General features: G+C 34.1%; 15 protein-coding genes and 2 tRNA genes. 2 read left to right on the plus strand and 15 right to left on the minus strand.

Annotated features, from left to right (window positions below; genetic code table 11):
* Positions 1–260 precede the first annotated feature (260 nt).
* From EDF66_RS17660 to EDF66_RS17715, 12 genes are all read right to left on the minus strand, one after another.
* Positions 261–2,654: a mechanosensitive ion channel family protein gene (locus tag EDF66_RS17660; RefSeq protein WP_132771987.1), complete on the minus strand. Its 2,394-nt coding sequence runs from the start codon at positions 2,652–2,654 to the stop codon at positions 261–263.
* Positions 2,655–3,212: 558 nt separating this feature from the next.
* Positions 3,213–3,890 (minus strand): M15 family metallopeptidase, encoded by a 678-nt coding sequence (locus EDF66_RS17665; RefSeq protein ID WP_206368645.1) that lies wholly within the window; start codon positions 3,888–3,890, stop codon positions 3,213–3,215.
* Between the two features lie 101 nt (positions 3,891–3,991).
* Positions 3,992–4,068 (minus strand) — tRNA-His (locus EDF66_RS17670).
* Positions 4,069–4,374: 306 nt separating this feature from the next.
* Positions 4,375–6,153: an AMP-dependent synthetase/ligase gene (locus tag EDF66_RS17675; protein ID WP_132771988.1), complete on the minus strand. Its 1,779-nt coding sequence runs from the start codon at positions 6,151–6,153 to the stop codon at positions 4,375–4,377.
* Between the two features lie 217 nt (positions 6,154–6,370).
* Positions 6,371–6,868, minus strand: a complete 498-nt coding sequence (locus EDF66_RS17680; protein ID WP_132844036.1) for a thioredoxin family protein — start codon at positions 6,866–6,868, stop codon at positions 6,371–6,373.
* Positions 6,869–6,939: 71 nt separating this feature from the next.
* Entirely contained in the window at positions 6,940–7,956 is a 1,017-nt protein-coding gene (gene fbp / locus EDF66_RS17685) for a class 1 fructose-bisphosphatase (RefSeq protein ID WP_132771990.1), read from the minus strand.
* A gap of 26 nt (positions 7,957–7,982) precedes the next feature.
* Positions 7,983–9,551, minus strand: coding sequence for a phosphoenolpyruvate carboxykinase (ATP) (gene pckA / locus EDF66_RS17690; protein WP_132844038.1), 1,569 nt, complete (start codon positions 9,549–9,551; stop codon positions 7,983–7,985).
* 269 nt (positions 9,552–9,820) lie between these two features.
* Complete coding sequence (locus tag EDF66_RS17695) at positions 9,821–10,195, minus strand: YkvA family protein (RefSeq protein WP_021189754.1); 375 nt, start codon at positions 10,193–10,195, stop codon at positions 9,821–9,823.
* Between the two features lie 375 nt (positions 10,196–10,570).
* The gene (locus tag EDF66_RS17700; RefSeq protein WP_132771992.1) at positions 10,571–12,019 is read right to left on the minus strand and encodes a L,D-transpeptidase family protein; all 1,449 of its coding nucleotides are present in this window, start codon (positions 12,017–12,019) and stop codon (positions 10,571–10,573) included.
* Between the two features lie 166 nt (positions 12,020–12,185).
* Entirely contained in the window at positions 12,186–12,605 is a 420-nt protein-coding gene (locus tag EDF66_RS17705; RefSeq protein ID WP_021189752.1) for an SH3 domain-containing protein, read from the minus strand.
* A gap of 21 nt (positions 12,606–12,626) precedes the next feature.
* Positions 12,627–13,121 carry a BON domain-containing protein gene (locus EDF66_RS17710; protein ID WP_021189751.1) on the minus strand — a complete coding sequence of 165 codons (495 nt, stop codon included), beginning with the start codon at positions 13,119–13,121 and terminating at the stop codon, positions 12,627–12,629.
* 94 nt (positions 13,122–13,215) lie between these two features.
* Positions 13,216–13,644, minus strand: coding sequence for a GreA/GreB family elongation factor (locus EDF66_RS17715; protein WP_037526077.1), 429 nt, complete (start codon positions 13,642–13,644; stop codon positions 13,216–13,218).
* A 182-nt stretch (positions 13,645–13,826) separates the two neighbouring features.
* Between EDF66_RS17715 and EDF66_RS17720 the strand changes: the two genes are divergently transcribed.
* Positions 13,827–13,911, plus strand: a tRNA-Ser gene (locus EDF66_RS17720).
* 169 nt (positions 13,912–14,080) lie between these two features.
* Here the strand turns inward: EDF66_RS17720 and EDF66_RS17725 are convergent.
* From EDF66_RS17725 to EDF66_RS17735, 3 genes are all read right to left on the minus strand, one after another.
* Positions 14,081–14,305, minus strand: a complete 225-nt coding sequence (locus EDF66_RS17725; protein ID WP_021189749.1) for a CDGSH iron-sulfur domain-containing protein — start codon at positions 14,303–14,305, stop codon at positions 14,081–14,083.
* A gap of 796 nt (positions 14,306–15,101) precedes the next feature.
* Positions 15,102–16,940, minus strand: a complete 1,839-nt coding sequence (locus tag EDF66_RS17730; RefSeq protein ID WP_132844040.1) for a UbiD family decarboxylase — start codon at positions 16,938–16,940, stop codon at positions 15,102–15,104.
* 78 nt (positions 16,941–17,018) lie between these two features.
* Positions 17,019–17,888, minus strand: coding sequence for a hypothetical protein (locus tag EDF66_RS17735; protein WP_021189748.1), 870 nt, complete (start codon positions 17,886–17,888; stop codon positions 17,019–17,021).
* Positions 17,889–18,092: 204 nt separating this feature from the next.
* Here EDF66_RS17735 and EDF66_RS17740 point away from each other — a divergent pair, with 204 nt between their 5' ends.
* Complete coding sequence (locus EDF66_RS17740) at positions 18,093–19,352, plus strand: deoxyribodipyrimidine photo-lyase (RefSeq protein WP_132844041.1); 1,260 nt, start codon at positions 18,093–18,095, stop codon at positions 19,350–19,352.
* The last annotated feature ends 47 nt before the right edge of the window (positions 19,353–19,399 follow it).

Here is a 19,399-nt window from a genome sequence, read left to right on the forward strand (position 1 = left end):
GTTTAGACGTTAAATAATAATTTGTTTTAAAACTGTAGTTATAGGTCCGTAAATGTAGGAAAGAGATTTGAAAATAAAAGATTGTATCTATTAAAATACATTATTCTTCAATTTAAATTAAAGTGCATATCAATTTGTAACTCCTTCAATCAAATTCTACTTATCAGAAACAGCTATATAGCATTAGCATTTAGATGAAATAACAAAAGGTCAGAACTAAGTTATAATTCTGACCTTTTGCTATTATTATATAAGTTCAACTATTTATTTGAAGGGGCAATACTGTAAAACTTCAGTTCCTCTTTTTTGAACCGATTATTCAATTCAATCAAGACATCATTTTTAAAACCACCACTATTACCCGAATTATCAATCCAGCAACTAATACTAAGGTAAATCATTTCTTCACTTATATCTTGAACGCTAATGCCAATACCCAATTCAGGTTTACTAAAAGTACTATGCTCAACAGCCTCTGTAATCCACGATTTTAAAGTATCAAGTTCAGCTGTACGATCCACCTGAATAACAAAACTTGTTTTTGCATCATCATTAGATAAAGTCCAATTGACCACACGTCCAGATAATAAATCACCATTTGGGATAATAACCTCGGCCCCATCTCCAGTATTTAAGATGCTCGCGCGAATACCAATCTCTTTTACCCTACCCTTTTTATCAGCCAACTCAATGCGATCTCCAACGCGAAAAGGTTTATCAAAAGCTAAAATAATACCCGAAACAAAATTATTAATGATATTCTGCATTCCTAAACCTATACCAACACTTAAGGCTCCAACGATTACCGTCAACTTATCAAGACTAACACCTAAAGCAGAAATAGCTATAAAAAAACCTATAACAATTATAATCAACCTAAATAAGGGAAAAAGGGTCATTTTCTGATCGTAATCAGTACTCAACGTTCCATTTTCACCACCGATCAACAATAAATTCAAATTCTTTTGAAACCAATTAGCAGCAGCCAATATAATTACCGCTAACAATAAATTACCAAAATTAAAATTAATTCCACCGAGCTGATGATTACTGCTCAAAAATTTAGACACCGAAGATGCTAAAGAAGCAGCAAACTGAAGGTTATTCGCCAGCACAATAATGGCTAGTAGAAGACAAACAAATTTCAAAGCATCCCCTGTAGCCTTCAAAGCACGTTCTTCATTAAATCGCAACCAAAATCCTCTCTTCACACGATTTCTTGAAAACTGATTTCTAACATCCTCTTTTATCATCTGCGTGAAAAAAGTCAAGGTAAAAGATTGTGCAAGACCAACCGCACCAGCAATACTAAAACTACGAGAGTGATCAACATAGCCTAAAATATTCAGAATAATTGCACCAATATTTAAAACGGCAAATATGATAAAAACTGGAAGTTGAATATAGCCCGCGGCAGTAGGATCGTTAATATTCTTTTTTAGATAAAACCCTATTCCTAAAGCCACTATATTAAATAAAATACAAACAATCCGCATAATAAGGTCTTCGCTCACAACAGAATTGACAAAGACATCGCATATATAAAAAAGAAGTAAAAATCCTACAATTTTACCATGTTTTACAGTAAATTTCTTTCTTAACAAAAGACCAAATATGGCCATAATTAGCAATTGCATCCCTTGAATAACCAAAGTTGGAGTAACAATGGAAACAATAGGTAATAACGTCAGAAATAGAACAAATGCTTTTCCAACAGGAACCCAATAATTAAAAGATGATTTCGTAGCAGATAGGCTATTGTTATGCTTATTTAATACATAAGCTGTCGAAACAATCCAATAGAGATAAGCAAATACCAAAATAATCAATAACACCCGACTCGTCCACTCAGTCTTATTCACATAAGTATCTAGCGATTTACTCTTTCTGTAATTATCTTTTAAATTATTTAAAATTTTCTCTTTTGTAACTGCGGCACCTCCAGCTTTCCATAATGAACTTTTTACAGCTGAGGTATCCGACTTCCCTGCATTAGTTTGCTTAGAGACAGTTTCCTTCACATGATGGGATAAACCATAATAAGCCTTCAAATTATCATTGGTAATACTTACAGACACTTGTAAAGAATCAATTTTACGTTGCACATCTTGTTCTGATGTAGTCAAATAAGTGCTTAACCGCTCATTAGTTTCACTTTGACTATACTTTGATCGAAACCCTTTTAGTTGACTTAAAGTCAAATTAAGACTACGGTTGTAACTTTCTAAACTACTGTGAAATGCATTTAAATCAGCGATTTGAGTGCGAACATAATGCGTCCATGAAGTCACAGAATCTGGAGGAAGCGTTCCAGAAAAATTATTCACCTTCTCAATAAATTCAGTCCGTATATCACGCTTATGTATAGCCTCACTTTCCAATGCGTATGCACGAATATTTGCAATGTATTTTACATTGATCTTTGATAGATCAGCCCGCAGACTATCAACAGTACTATTCGACTGCAAACTAGCGACAGTATCTACAAAATTGCGTCGCATCCTATTTTCTCTACGATTTTCCTTATTACGAGAAGCTTTAACAATGTATTCGCTCTTCCTTGCGCTAATCGTATCAACAGCGATCTGAGCGAAACTTTTATCACTAAAGCAGAGCAATAAAAACAAAATCAATATATAATTAGATGGTTTCATTTAATATTCTTTAAATTAAAAACAAAGGATACTCAAGATGAATGTGTGCAATCAAATTCAAGTTCAACAAAAATAACTAAATATCTACGATTATAAGGAACTAGCAGAACCTTCAGACATCCTTAATCTGAAATAAAAGTTCCAACATTTTTATTTAGAGCTCGAATCGAAATAAATTCCTAAATTCATGTTATGTAGATTACTTTATCAAATTAAAATAAAGGCATTTCCAGAACAGATCTGACAATTGTATCTAGTAATAGGTGTATTACACAAATTGGTCACAGGCTTTTCCTAAAACTTGCGACCATAAAAAACTAAAAAGAAGCCAGAAAATAAGATTTAACTGTTGAACCCAGCGTAGATAGAATGTATATGCTTTTAAAGAATGCTTTCCATAAACGAATAGTTAATTTTTCATTATCGCATGTCTATCGATATACTTAAACCATATAACAGGAATGAATAAGGCATTTCTTACCGCTTTGATAGATCTAAAAAATTAACATAACAAAGTTAGTTTTTCAATTTCTTGAATTTCAAAAAAACAGCACCAACTTAATAAACATCAAAATCAAAGTATGTTTTTTGGTAAGGTTCATGAATTAGAGTAAAATGCCACCATTCTTTAGCATAGCCTTTAAAACCATGTTTCATCATGATGCTTTTCAACATTATTCTATTCTTTTTCTGCGTCGCATTAATTTCCTCAGTATCAAAATGGGATATTGGTCCAAAAAAATCAAAAGGACTTCCCATATCCAATTCCTTATGATCAATAAGAGTGACTATCGTTAGATCGATCGTACTACCTCGACTATGCCCCGATTTACTTGCGATATAACCTAATTTAAATAAATTTCTTTTATCTAGATTCGGATAGAATTCTCTTTTTGATAAAGTGTCATTAATTTGTAGAGCCCATCTTTTAAAATGCTGAACCGCTTTTTGTGGGCGATAAGCATCAAAAACTTTCAATGACATTCCCTGTGCATTTAATTCCTTCTCCACTTTTTTCAAAGCATTTGTCGCTGCAGTACTCCATATAAGGACAGGCGATTTATAACCGTCGATTTTCTTACCAACAAAATTATGTGAACTATAATAACGTAGATCAACATTTATTCCAGGTATGATATCTTTAACATAACTAAAACCTTTCGGTAATTTTTGCTGAGCAAAAATGGTGGTTTGACTAAAAATAAAGATAAAGAAAAGATAGCGATGCATTTTCATTGATAAGTTGTATGCTTGAAGTTAATAAAAATATAGGATACTACTTGAACAACCTGTCGAAATAAAAGAGAATAAAAAAAGCCAGTACTTATGTACTGGCTTGGGGTAAATGATGGGGCTCGAACCCACGACCCTCGGTACCACAAACCGATGCTCTAACCAACTGAGCTACATCTACCGTGTTTGTTGCTACAAAAGTAGAACAATTATTGGTATTTAGAAACTGTTTTTAATCTTTTTTTACAATAAATTTTTACTTCGTTCATAATTAAGAATTTAATTTTCACAAATATCGACTTCAGCCCTATTCATCAAGCATATCGGCAATAAATACAAAATATAAAACCGCACTTGTTAAATAAAAAACAAACAAATTCGCTTTAGAAATTACGTGTGGACAAAAAAACGTAACGCAAAAATATCTACTCTTTGCTAAAACATATTTTTTGTAATCACTATTTCCTATATTTGACTTTTATCAAATTCAATCAATGGCACTTTGATAAAGATGATCGTACTCTGTCTTGTACTTCTGCAAAATCACTTTACGTTTCAGCTTTAATGTAGGAGTAAGTTCTCCCCCTTCAATTGTAAATTCATCTGCAATGATTATAGGTTTTTTGATCTGCTCCCAATTACCAAAATGTTGGTTAGCCATACGCACTTCTTGATTTATTTTTTTAATAACCTGATCTTGCTTCAGAAAATCTGCCTTAGATAATTTTAGAAGATTAGGATTTTCAGATTTGGCCCAGTCAATTAAATGTCCATAATCAGGAACTATAAAAGCAGAAGCAAATTTCATCCCATCACCAACCACCATCGCCTGTTCAATAAACTTAGACTCTACTAATTTTTTTTCAATAGGCTGAGGAGTCACATATTTGCCTCCTGAGATCTTAAATAATTCTTTTTTTCGATCAATAATTTTTAAAAATAGACCGTCCTCCCAAACTCCGATATCACCTGTATGCAACCACCCATCAATAATCGTCTTACTCGTTTCTTCCGAATTTTTATAGTATCCCATCATGATATTTGGCCCCTTCACTAAAACCTCACCATCACTGGCCAATTTTATCTGAACATCCTTTACCGCAAGTCCAACAGTACCTACACGAGTGCCTCTTAAATAATGATTAACAGATATAAGTGGAGATGCTTCAGTCATCCCATATCCCTCATAAATAGGAATACCTGCAGCTAAAAAAACACGTGTCAACTTACTTTGCAAAGAAGCACTGCCAGAAGCAACTGTCTGTAAAGAACCTCCAAGTCCCTCATACCATTTATTTAATACCAGTTTCCTAGCTAGGTTTAATTTAACATCATATGCAAAACTTCTTTTTTGAGGATCGGGATCATAATTTTCCCCTACCGATACAGCCCAATCAAATATTTTACGTTTAAGACCATGCAGGTCATGTCCCTTCTTAATGATCTTTTCATATACTTTTTCCAAAATGCGAGGGACAGCAGTCATTATGTTAGGTTTTACCTCTATTAGATTTTGACCGATCTTATCAAAAGACTCTGCAATGTAAACGGTTATACCGATATAAAAATAAGTGTATATAACCATCCTTTCATAAGCATGACAAGGAGGTAAAAATGTTAGTCCGCGATCATAAGCCTTACATGGCGTAATCTCTCGGGCCGATCGAACATTTGCTATGATATTATCATGTGACAACATCACACCTTTAGGCTTTCCTGTAGTTCCTGAAGTATAAATCAAAGTTGCAAGATCATCAGATTTTACTGCATTTTTCAGTTTTTGAAGATGCCCATCCTCAATATGACTTCCTATTTGAACAATCTCTTTCCAATTCCGTACCTCATCATGCGAACTCATACAGAAAATATACTTGAGCGTATAGATGGAATTTTTAATATTAACAATTCTTTGATAAAGACTCCTTGTACTAACTATAGCAACCCGAATCTCGGCATCATTAAAAATATATTGATAATCAGCATCCGTAATATTTGGATAAATAGCAACAACTACAGCTCCAATTTGTTGAATTGCAAAATCAACAATATGCCACTGCACACTACTTTCGGCGATTAAACCAACTTTTTCATTAGGCTTGACCCCCAATTCTATTAATCCTTTTGATAGCGCATTAACCTGACCAATAAACTCATCAGTCTTTAGATCAGTCCAGTCTCCATTTATTTTACTGGAGAACATGGCTAGACCGGGATATAATCCTAACTGCCGTTCAGCTAAATCAAATATTCTTAATTTTTCTTCCATTTCAATCCTTAAAAAAATCCACCTTGAGAGTAAGGTCATCTCTTAAACAAAATGCTAAGAGAATAAGTTTACAAAACTAACCAATTGTCAATAGAAAATAATTCAAAATATGAGTCCCAATAAAAGAATCCAAATATTTAAGATCAATTGAATTTATTCTGTAAACAAAAAAGGCCTTGAGTTATTTCCCAAAGCCCTTTTTGAAGGTTATAAATATTTATTTTTTAGACCAACTTTTAAAAAACTGCATGACCTTATTTTTGTCATAGCCTTTACCAGATTCTAAACTACCACTTTCCTGAATTTTAAGGACTTCACCTGTACTATTCATGACAATAAAAAAAGGATATCCTAATTTTAACGAATCAGGTACATACTTTTTAAATATGGCCTCATTTTTATTCTCTTTGGAATAATTAAGATGGTAGTATAGATAGTTATGACGGAGATAATCATTAATCTCAGCAGTTTTATGAATATAATCATTAAATCTCAAACACCAAATACACCAATTACCTCCCGCTTGAATAATAATATTTTTATCCTCTTTATTAGCCTGAGCTATTAGTTTATCTAAATCCTCTTGTGCATTAGCTTCAGGATGATAAGGATATGATAAAGTATCTTTTTCTCCTACAGGCTTCGTTTGTGCAATAACCTGCTGAAAAGTAAAAAAAACAAAGCATAACGTGAAAACTCTTATAATCTTGCGCATACAATTCTATTCAAATGTAAAATCAAATTTAAGGAAAGTAAAGCTTAAAACAAACCTGCATTCATGAGTTTTTATACATTCAACGACGATTCAAGCTCCATACTATAAAAATATTCCACCTGTTCAACCATGAGTTTACTTCCTATAACTACAGGAACACGCTGATGTAATTCAGTAGGCTGAATATCCAAAATCCGTTCACTGCCAGTAGTAGCTTTGCCTCCTGCCTGCTCAACAATAAAAGCCATAGGGTTACATTCATACATCAAACGCAACTTTCCTGTAGGAAAAGATAATGTTTCAGGGTATATAAAAACACCTCCACGAATCAAATTACGATGTATATCAGCAACCATTGACCCGATGTAGCGGGAAGTATAAGGACGTTTTGAAGCCGAATCTTCAATTTGGCAATATTTAATATAGTTCTTGACCGCTTGTGGAAATTTAATATAATTTCCTTCATTGATAGAATAAATCTGCCCACTTTCAGGAATTCTCATATTAGGATGAGATAAACAGAACTCTCCTATAGAAGGATCTAAAGTAAACCCATTCACACCATTTCCGGTAGTATATACAAGCATAGTTGACGAACCATAGATAATATATCCCGCCGCAACCTGCTTCCGCCCCTGTTGCAATAGTTCATCAGCCATCGAAACAGGTTCATTGTTCGCCCTTCTGTATATTGAAAAAATTGTTCCTACTGAAACATTCACATCGATATTAGAAGAACCATCTAGAGGATCAATACAAACCATGTACTTAGCATTCTTGGAAACAACATCATGCGACAAATCAATGCCCAATTCATGTTCCTCCGAAGCTAAATAACAACATTCTCCTCCCCGCTGTAGTGCGGAAGTAAATTGAACGTCAGCATAGACATCCAGTTTCTGTTGCACCTCGCCCTGTATATTCATATCCCCGCATGCACCCAGAAGATCAGCTAACCCCGCTTTATTAACTTCACGATTTACCACTTTTGCGGCGATAGCAATATCTCTTAACAATCGGGATAACTCTCCTTTTGCAAAAGGGAAATCAGCCTGTTTTTCAATAATAAATTGACCCAACGTTTTCATATATACACAATGATTTAGCCTTTACATTAGACGGTAGTAAAATAGGTATCTTGATATTTTTTGAAGTTATTCTCAAAAAGTGATTTTAGAGCCATGGCCTGCTCATCATAGGCATCATCATTGCCCCACAATTGCTTGGCTCCTAGAATCTGCTCTGGAACTTCTTGACAAAATGTGGGATACTTTAAATTAAAGATCGGATGCACTTCCATAGGATATTCCTCCAGTTCTCCTGATAATGCGGCCTGAATTAAACTACGCGTATAAGCGAGCTTGATGCGTCTACCCACACCAAAAGGTCCTCCGATCCAGCCAGTATTGACTAACCAAACCTTAGTATCTGGATTCTTTTTTAATCGATCTCTTAATAACTCAGCATACTCCATAGGATGTAATGGCATAAATGCCTGCCCGAAGCAAGCTGAAAATGTAGCCGTTGGTTTTGAAACACCCATCTCAGTACCAGCAACCTTTGCAGTATAGCCATTGATAAAATAATACATGGCCTGTTCTATAGTTAACTTTGATATTGGAGGCAAAACTCCAAAAGCATCCGCTGACAAGAAAAATATATTATTAGGTGCATCAACCAATTTAACATCTTTATAGGAAGAAATATAGGATAAAGGATAAGAAACACGCATATTCTCAGTAATACTTGCATCCTCAAAATTAGGAACAGCTGTACCCTCGTGAAATTTAATATTTTCCAAAAGTGATCCCGATTTTATAGCTCCGCAGATCTCCGGTTCTTGTTGCGGATTTAACCCTAAACACTTTGCGTAGCACCCACCCTCAAAATTAAACACACCATTGTCAGACCAGCCGTGTTCATCATCACCAACCAAATTACGATTCACATCCGCAGAAAGTGTCGTTTTACCCGTACCCGATAATCCAAAAAATAAAGCGGTATCTCCATCTTTACCAACATTTGCAGAACAATGCATGGACAAAACTCCATCCTCAACGGGCAATATAAAATTCAAAATCGAAAAAATACTTTTTTTAATTTCTCCAGTATAACCAGTCCCAATGACCAAGACAACACAACGACTAAAATCAATAACAACACAATTTGGAGCATTAAGACCCAACTCCTGAAAATTAGGAACTTGAAGATCCGAAGCTACAAGAACAGTCCAATCGACCTCAGTATATTCAATACCGTTTGTTTCAATAAACATATTGGAAGCAAACAGATCCTGAGTAGCTTTTGTGGAGACAACTAAAAGATGTTTCGATAAATCATCACTCGATACAACCTGACAATCTCTTACAAAAAGTTCCTTAGCCGATAGATACTCAGTAGTCAAATCATACAATTTATTAAATGCATCTGGAGTAATTGCTTGGTTAACTTCATTCCAAAAAACTCTGTTTTCAGTTATCTCATCCTTTACGAGATAACGATCCTTAGGAGATCTGCCCGTAAATTTACCGGTCAAAATATTCAAAGCCCCATTTTCAGCCAATGAAGCTTCTCCTTTTTGAATAGCATGTCCAATAAGAGCATTTCTATCCAATTGACAAAATACTTCCTTGGGCTGGTGAATACCCAAAGCAGCTAACTGTTTAATCTTTGATAAAGTCATACTTTTGTTTTAAAATATTGTTCAAATCTAGCTAAATATAACACATAGATACAAACAAAATTTAGCTTATTGTTGAAACTACACATTTACAATGCTTTGAAAATAAGAACATTATAACTACAAATTAATTTAAATATTATTTAAACAGCTAAAATTAAGATATAGATTTAAACATATTTTTGCTAAAAAAAAAACAAATCGCAATTCAAAAATAAAGCCCTTGAAATTTAGAATAACAAGGGCTTTGTAAAAATGAATATATTTTAGACCTAAGATTTGACTACAATAGATTGTTTACTAAACAACTTGTATTTTAATATTTCTTCGGAGAGTTTTGAGATAGCATATCCAATAATAGTCACATCATCTATCCATCCCAACACCGGAATAACGTCTGGAATAGCATCTAATGGCGATATCACATATATTATAGTCGCAACGATAACGGATAAATTCCACTTATTCATTTTGTATTTTCCCGAAAATGTATCCTTACACATTGCTATCAACAATTGAAAATCTTCCTTTCGAACATCCAAATTTTTCGCCTTTTGTTCAGCTTCCTCTAAATCCGCCGACGTAATTTTATGTGTTTTAAATCTTTCAAATAGAGCCAGAGCCTTACCTAGAAATTGTTTCTTCATGTCCTTAAATTATAAAAACCACCCGTTAAGACTAAAATATAAGATCAAAGTTTAATCTCAACAATGGTGCAATGTATATTTACTTCAATATCTATTCCAATAAACTATTATATCTCAAAAACAATTAAATACGTTAAGACAGAAATAATCTTATTTATTATCAGTAGCTTTAGTAAGAATTATTATTCACTTAAACATAACTGTTATGGCAAAGGAACAAAATGCGGTAAAGAATGATAAAAAGAAAGCTGAAAAGACGCTAAAAGAAAAAAGAGCTGAGAAAAAAACAAAGAAAGCTAGTAAAAGCAAATCCGAATAAAATAAAATCCCCTTTACAAAAGTAAAGGGGATTTTATTTTATTCGGATACTAAAAATTAATTGAGATATTTCTTCATTGCCACCTTCAATCGTTCGTCATAACCATAGATATCAGGAAATTGTTGAATTTTATTATCCTCATCTAACCAAGTCGTGTAATAAGATAGGTAAACAGGGATGCCCTCTTTCATTTTCACCCATCTGGAATTATTAACTGAATCTTTGATTTCTGTTGCAATTTTTTCCGCCTCTTTCTCATTATTAACTAAAAAAGCAGCTAAACTGGTAGGATCTTCTACACGTACACATCCATGACTCAAAGCACGGTTACTCACCTTAAATTTCTGTTTAGCAGGAGTATCGTGAAGATAAATAGCATAAGGATTTGCAAAGATGAACTTTATATTCCCTAATGAATTATCAAATCCAGGGTTTTGCTTAAATTTAAAATTCTCTACCGAATCTGCCTGCCAATTTATTGTATAAGGATCAACGATTTGCCCCTTTAGATTATAAACCACCATATTCCGACTCTCAAGATAACCTGGATTAGCTCTTACACTATTTAACAGTTCCTTTTTCACAATACTTTTAGGTATATTCCATACAGGATTAACTTGCATTCTATCCAGTACACCGCGCATCATAGGAGTTTCGTGATTTTCCCCTGTTTTAGCAAAAGCTTTGTTTTCAGTCTCTCCCACACAAACATTCATCGTTTGTTCAACAGCCCCTGCTGTGATCATCTGAAGTTTCATTTCCGGAATATTCACGAAGACATATTTATCAGGAAAATCTTCCCCCATCCACCGCAACCGTTCCATGGTCATCAAAACTTTGACACGTTCTTCCTTATTAAGATCTCCTTCAAGCAACAGATGCTGAAATTTTCTATAAATCGAATTTGTAGGTTGAGCATGGTTCACAACCTCCGAAACATTTAAAGCACTATCCAACAAGTGCTTTGCCTTATCTAACGAATATCGTTTATGCCCGACAAAATACCTTCCGTAAAGTTTTTTAGGATTTACAATACCGTTTTCCAATACGTTCAAATAGGCAACCAAAGCATCTGAAGAAAGAACTTCCACTTTCGCCAACAATTGGTAAGCCTCATTTAAATCCGTTATTTGCTTACTTTTTAGCCGATTCAAAGCACGGCTAATTTCTACAGTATGAAAAATTGAGGGATCAATACCATGTTCTTCAGATCTTTCTAGATAGTACAATAAAGTATCTGTACCACCCGTAAACAACTGATTAGGTATCCAGGTAAAACCACGAGAGGAATCTGCTAATACACGCATCCATTTCGGGTTAAACAAACGAGAGTTATCACCTTTTAATTCTTTCTCAATAGCAGAGAAATATGCCGTACTATCAAAATCTTTAAATATCTCTTGATCAAATGACTTTGCTAAAATATCACCAAATGTGGGCGGATCTGTTTGACAAGATGAAAAAGAAAGTATAAACAAAAAATATACAAGCACTAAATTTCGCATAATATAATTAAGAAATTGCTCAAAAGCTCAAAGATAACAATGTTTCAAATGATATTGAAATTTGTTATTACAACTACCCTAATTGTCAAGGTCCCGCTACAACCTTATAAAACGAACAGAGCCTAAAATAATATAATTTTAGGCTCTATTAAAGGTTAAGAAAGACTTAAACTGTCTGTAGATACTGTGCAAAACAATACCCCTCTTCATTATCTTTTGTCCGAACTAACCACCACTGGTCATTAGCTTTACTAATCAATGTGATGATTTCATCCTTTGCAGCTTTTCCAACGATTGGCTGATCAGTACCAGGTCCTTTACGAATGTTCAGATTTGAACTATCAGTAATAACCCTGACCTCACTTCCTGGAACCTCAGTAGCTACTTCTACATCCATAACCACATCTCCTGTTGCAAAATTTGGGTCTATATTTCCATATATTTCCCATAATTTATTCTTAACATCTGCAGAAGGGGCAGTACCCCTAATTTGCAATACGCCATCCTGCTCGGCATAATTTAAATCATTAATACCAGATGATCTCGCAGTATCCAATAATACTTTATATTTTTCTTCTAAAGCCATGATATTCGTTTTTTGAATTAGTTATTTAGTGACAACCGCACTCAGATCAACTTTTTTGGGATGTAAATTATCCAAAGCTTGTTTTAGTGTTACTAACTTTGCTTTTTCAATAGTTCCAGTTACTGAAATAACTCCATCTTTAACAGTAGCCTGCACAGTTGGAAAATCTTTTGTAGCATCAACAATACCTTTAGCTAATGATTCATCCACAGTATTAACAGAAATCTCTGCCGGAGGAACAGCTTGCACGATAATATTATTCACAACAGACTTGATAGACTTATCAGCAGCTTTGACGTCAGTTTCAATCTGAGCCTTCTCTGCATCTGAAGATGCGAAACCTTCCAAAGTAACGACACCATCCTTAACCGATGTCGTTATACCTTGATGGCTAGTAATCACCGTTTCTACTTTAGCTTTTAAATCAGCATCAGAAACTTTAGATTTACAGGAAGGCATTGCAACAGCTAAAGTGCCCGCCATCATTAACATTGGGAATACTCTTTTTAACTCCATAATCACAGTTTTTTATTTTTTTTAAAGCCTAAATCATCCAATATAGACACTTAAATCTAAACAATTATCAGAGTAAATAGTTTCGATCCCCAAACTAATTAATAGAAAGTAGACGTTGTTCTACATTATTGAAGACAAATGATTCCCCAACTTTCTTTCGTAAAAGCAACTTTCCGATTGGCGATTGATTAGATATTACAAACACCTTATCATGATCGATTTTCACAACACCAATGCTAATTGCAATAAAATAAATACCCAAATTTGTTTCCACTATACTTCCATTCTGTACAAAATCCAAATGATTAGGTTCAAGAAGCCCCGTTAATATTAATTCATCCTTTTTTGCTTCTGCCAACTGCATTTGACATCTCGCGATATCCTGTTGCATCATTTCGCGCGTAGTTTCATATTTATCACCCGCACTACTTTTAGTATCATCAGTACTTGCCTCGTGAGCCGATTTCAATGCCAGTTCTAAGTTTGCAATGCGATCCTCAACATGTAATTTACATGATGACATTAACGACGATCGTAATAAAGTATAATCCTTCTCCATGATTGCAAACTAGGGATAAAGATTTAAAGAAAAAAATCAAAATAAAAGTAACTAAAAAACAGGATGATACAGCTCACAATACATTAAAACAGCTTTAAATGCCAAAATAAATTTGGTATTGAGCTTAAAATTTGTACTTTTGTGACGGAGAGCTGGCAGAGTGGTCGAATGCGGCAGTCTTGAAAACTGTTGACTGTCATAGGTCCGGGGGTTCGAATCCCTCGCTCTCCGCTAAAACCTTCATCATTTGATGAAGGTTTTTTTATGCAATGACTTTTCATTTTAAATGCATAAAATAGCAATTTCAGATTAAAACAAAAAACCCATTTAGACATCATAATGACATCAAAATGGGTATTATTTATTTTAATTTCGTAATCAAATTTGCTTACAGAAGTGGCTATGCTTTCTTTGGAGGAAGATCAAAGGCAATAGCCTCATGTTCAAAATGACCATTGTGAGCACCATCGCAAAAAGGTTTATTTTTGGATAATCCACAACGACAAATCGAAAGTACTGTTCTTCCCTGCAAACCATAAGTGTCACCATTTCTATCAACGATTTCAAAATCGCCTTCAATTTTTACTGATCCGTTATTATTAATTGTAAGTTTCGTCTTCGACATATCTATTTTATTAATGTGTTTTCTATACAAAACTAGAGATAATGAACTAACTTTACGCAATCTCACTTCTATTTAGAAGCGTTCCGTTTAACGAAATTGAATTCTCTAAAAAACAACAAATACAAGCAAGCTAATAAAAACAGATTACTAGAATATCATCCCCCTTTTAGGTGAAAAAAATATTCCTAAAATATAATCTCTTAAAACTCCCAATCTCAAATAAAAATCTTGATCCTCGTAATGGATTGGCAGCAAATTTGTAAACTTTGTAAACAAAGCTTACTGAGGGTACAAAAAGAGCGCATAAAAAACAATAAACAGTAGGTAAAGAATTAAATAACGGTATAACTGATTTTTTAAAAGGGAAATAGGTCTATGAATTCTATTTGAGCATTGTTCGTAAAACTTTCGGGACTTGAACGTATATGATTCAACATTTGCTCGAGATGCTTTTGACTATAGTTTAGCTCCCTACCTAAACAAAGTTGAATATACAGCGAAGAAATAACAAATTATTTCCAAAACACTGCCCTAGGAATATACTATCTTTAACGAGTCAATGTCAAATGGTGTCTGCACTTTCACGGACAAGTACGGAGTTTCACGGACTAGTACGGACTTTGAGATCATCATCGTAACAATTATTTGTTTATTGAAACCTAGTTTCAAGTGGTGGTAATAAAACTACTGAAAATTGTAATTGAATATTATTTATATGAGCAATAAAAAAGAGGGCATAAATAATCCTATTTATACCCTCTCCTTGACGAAAACTATTAAAAGTTATATTTGATCACTAAATTATACCGTGTAATGATCCCCCCTTTGCTCCCATTGCGTCTACTCTTTTTTCAACAGCAGGATCTTTAATTAAGTCAGGAGCATGGTGCGGCTTACGTCTTGCATCGATAATAACCGGTCCATAACAACCCCAATGTTTATATTTTGTAAAGCTATTGACACCATAAATATCATATGCTGGATTCGATCTTGTAAAGGTTACCCATACAAAATTGTTTTCATTTGCAGCAGTAAAAGATGCGTCATCAGCTAAAACAACCATCTGTATCCCCGTAAAATCAACGTCTTTCATTCCATCACACCAATCCTTCAAAATCACTTCCTCTTGCTCATAAGATGTAAATGCAGCACCATCGACAACAAGGATACCCGGCATCGCCATCTTAACATGATTGAAAGGACGAGGAACCGATAATCCCAAAGGAATTTCATTACTCAATATTCTTTTCTTTGAACCTGCGGCTGCAAAAATAACTTTAGAGCCGGCATTAAGTCCATCACCAGAATAATCGAGAGTATCTATAGTCGTATTAGTATGAAAATGTAAATCTCTTGAAAGATCAATTCTTTCTAACATATGACGCAAAAAACCTGCAACATCATAAATATTAAGATCAGGATCATCTTCAATCGCTGCAATAAATAAGTACTTCGCTAAACTCAGTTGATTTTTACCCAATGCCTGGCTGGCTATCGTCAAGATCTCCTGCGGTCTATCCACTTTTTGATACGGCGTGTAGCTTTCTCTTCCTATAGCAAACAATAAAGGATGCACACCAGCGGCATCAACAGCATGAACAGCCTGCAGACCATTAATTTCCTTAGGAATTGCGGCACCTGTAATTTCATGAATCAAATTACCAAAACTTGTATCTTCCTGTGGAGGGCGACCAACAACGGTAAAAGACCAAATCGGATCTTTTTTATGATACACATTATGAACTTTCATTAAAGGAAAAGGATGGGTTAAACTATAATAACCGATATGATCACCAAAAGGACCTTCAGGCTTATTTTCATTAGGATACACAGTTCCTGTTATCACAAAATCAGCATCTGCTGAAATACAAAATCCCTCATGATCATAAAAATAACGAAATCGACGATTTCCTAGAGCCCCGGCAAAAATCATTTCTGACAACCCTTCAGGTAAGGGCATTACTGCTGAGAGAGGATGTGAAGGAGGCCCTCCGATAAAAATACTAACTTTCAAAGGTTTCCCTAATTGATTTGCTTTTTGTTGATGAATACCAATACCTCTATGTAATTGATAATGAAGTCCTATTTCTTTATCTTGAATATAATCATTACCAGAGAGTTGTATACGATACATCCCTAGATTTGCCTGCATGATACCCGGCTTAGTAATATCCTCTGTATAAACTTGAGGCATGGTTACAAATGCACCACCGTCCATAGGCCAATTTACCACTTGAGGCAATTTGCTAATTTCAGTTTTACCATACAAAATAGGCGCATTAGATTTCTTTTTCCAAGGAAGAGCTCCTAATGCGACAGCCGAAGAGCTTAAATATTTAAACGGATTTTTTAAAACTGCGGTAGGGTCCATCTTGACATCAACCAGCTTTTTAATATGATCTAATGTATCCCTAAACATAAATTTAGAACGGTCTAAAGTCCCGAATAAATTAGAAACTGCAGGAAAATCTGTGCCTTTTATATTTTCAAAATACAAAGCCGGTCCCTCTACGTCGAAAACACGCATGTGAATGGCTGCCATTTCTAAATAAGGATCTACCTCTTCCTTAATTCGGATCAAATGTCCATGTTGCTCTAAATCGCTAACACACTCCGCTAAACTTCTATATCCCATATAGCTCCATTCTATTGTTCTATTACAAAATTAACAGAATAATTGGGAGGAAAAAGTTTTAAAAATACTTACCTTGATTTATTGATCAAGCAAAAAGCAACGATTAATTGTGGTGAAAGTGAAGTGCACTTTTCTAGACCAGCTGGTATTATCAACTTCAGCTTCATATTTCATCACTCTCCTAAATTCATCAAAATTCTCTTCATGAATTCGATAAAAACGAGTGTATACCAATTTTACCAACCATTTCTTGATCGAAAATGTTTTATACTCACGATCAGGATGGTAAACTTCCATATATTGATTAAAAAGCTGTTTATAGTTTAAAGACTCCTCCCCGCCCAAATAAATTACCTCACCAATAAAATTATCTTCCCAGGGAATTGTCCTAATCCAACGATAAACATCCAATAGCGGGATAGGCTTAAATTTTAAATCGCCGATAAGCTTCCAGTAAGGAATAAATTTACTCTTGGCCAAGCGACCGAATATATCACTAATAATAGTCCCCTTCCCTACTGCACTACATTTAAGGACAACCGTATATTTAACTCGATGTTCCTCAAATAAACTCTGAATGGCGTCAATGTAGAACGAATCCATCAACTGTGCAACATAAACAATTCTATTGCACATGTTTTCCTTGCAAACTTGAATAAAATTTCGAAGTGAAATAAGCTCCATTTGCATATTTAATTGGTCATTCAAACCCGGAACCTGAGTAAAGTAAATCCCTAACTGCAAATTTCCTAGAGAGAAATTTTTACTCAAAGTATTTGTTTTAAATAAATCAATTTCAATTAAATCTGCGGTTACAGGTTCATTTAATCGTTTATTAAAAAGTTCCAAATTACGAACCAATCCAGTGACTCTAAATTCCTCAGAATTTAGATGACTGACAGCCCTTCTACCCAAATACGTGTTTAAACCAGTAATTAATACTTCCATGAATGAACCATTCAAATTTCTTTAATTAGAGATTAAACAAATAAAAAACACTAAGGTTTAATTACCACCATTTTTTTACACTTACAATTATTGTCCTTTTATTGTCAATATGTAAATAATGTCCATAAAACAAACAATAACCTTATATATTTGTACTTCCTATAAGCTTTTTCGAGGAAAATAATACAAAAAAATTATATCTGTATGGAAAAAAGGGCCGCGTTGATCTGGTTTAGAAATGATTTGAGGCTTCATGACAATGAAGTGTTTTTAGAAGCATCCTCAAAAAGTTCCTTTATCATCCCTATCTTTTGTTTTGATCCCAGATATTATGCTAAAAACCAATACGACTTCTTAAATACAAATGTTATAAGAGCTGCTTTCCAACTAGAAACAGTTAAAGCCCTCAAAGAAAAATTACAGTCCTTAGGAAGTGATTTGATTACTTTTGTCGGCTATCCTGAAGATATTATTCCTCGCATTGCACAAAAATATGAGGTCGATGAAGTCTATCATCATCGTGAAGTTGCTAACAGAGAAACTACAATATCCGAAAAAGTAGAAGGAGAACTCTGGAAAAGTAAAATTAATTTAAAGCATATCATCGGTCACACCCTCTATCATAAGGAAGATTTACCTTTTCCAATCCGTGATATACCAAATTCATTTGCAACATTCAAAAAGAAAATAGAACGGGAAAGTTTTGTAAGAAGATCAGCAGATTACCCTACTAATTTTGTAACAGCCCCTCATCTCGAAAAAACAGCTCTACCTACTTTGGAAGAGTTAGGTTATAGCAAAGAAGAAATAGAACTTGTTAAAAACAAATTCATCGAAGGTGGAGAAGATCTAGCACTTGAGATGATGCAGGCTGTACTGGATGATCCTAGAGGGTCAGAACATGACTATACATTACTATCTCCTTTTATAGCTCTTGGCTCATTATCGCCGATAAACCTATATCATGAAATTAAGAAAAGGGAAAACGGTAAGAAAAACAAACGTTTTGACAAAATCATAGATATGTTACTCTGGAGAGACTATTTCAGATTCATGTTAAAAAAATATCCAAATGTTTTCTTTAAGGAGAAAGGATTTAAAAAAGAACAAATAATGAGTAAAAATGATCAATTACTCTTTGATAAATGGAGATTTGGAGAAACAGAAAATGATTTTGTTAATCAAAGCATGATCTTACTCCAAAAAACAGGATACCTCCCTTACTTTGCTAGAATTATTGTATCGAGCTTTCTTGTGCAAGAATATAATATTAATTGGCTAAAAGGCGCATATTGGTTTGAACAAAATATATTCGACTACAGTCCCGCAACCAACTATGGCAATTGGTCGCATATAGCAGGGGTCGGCACAAGTGAAAAAGATAATACACCAATAGATTGGCAAAAGTTAATTAATACACATTATCCAAAAGGAATTCAAGAACCAGAGGATTATTGGGGTTAATAATAAAATGGCTTATTTGAATAATTAAATAACAAATCATCATATAG

Origin of the sequence: Sphingobacterium sp. JUb20 (genome assembly GCF_004342035.1) — a bacterium.
GTDB classification, from domain to species: Bacteria; Bacteroidota; Bacteroidia; order Sphingobacteriales; family Sphingobacteriaceae; genus Sphingobacterium; species Sphingobacterium anhuiense.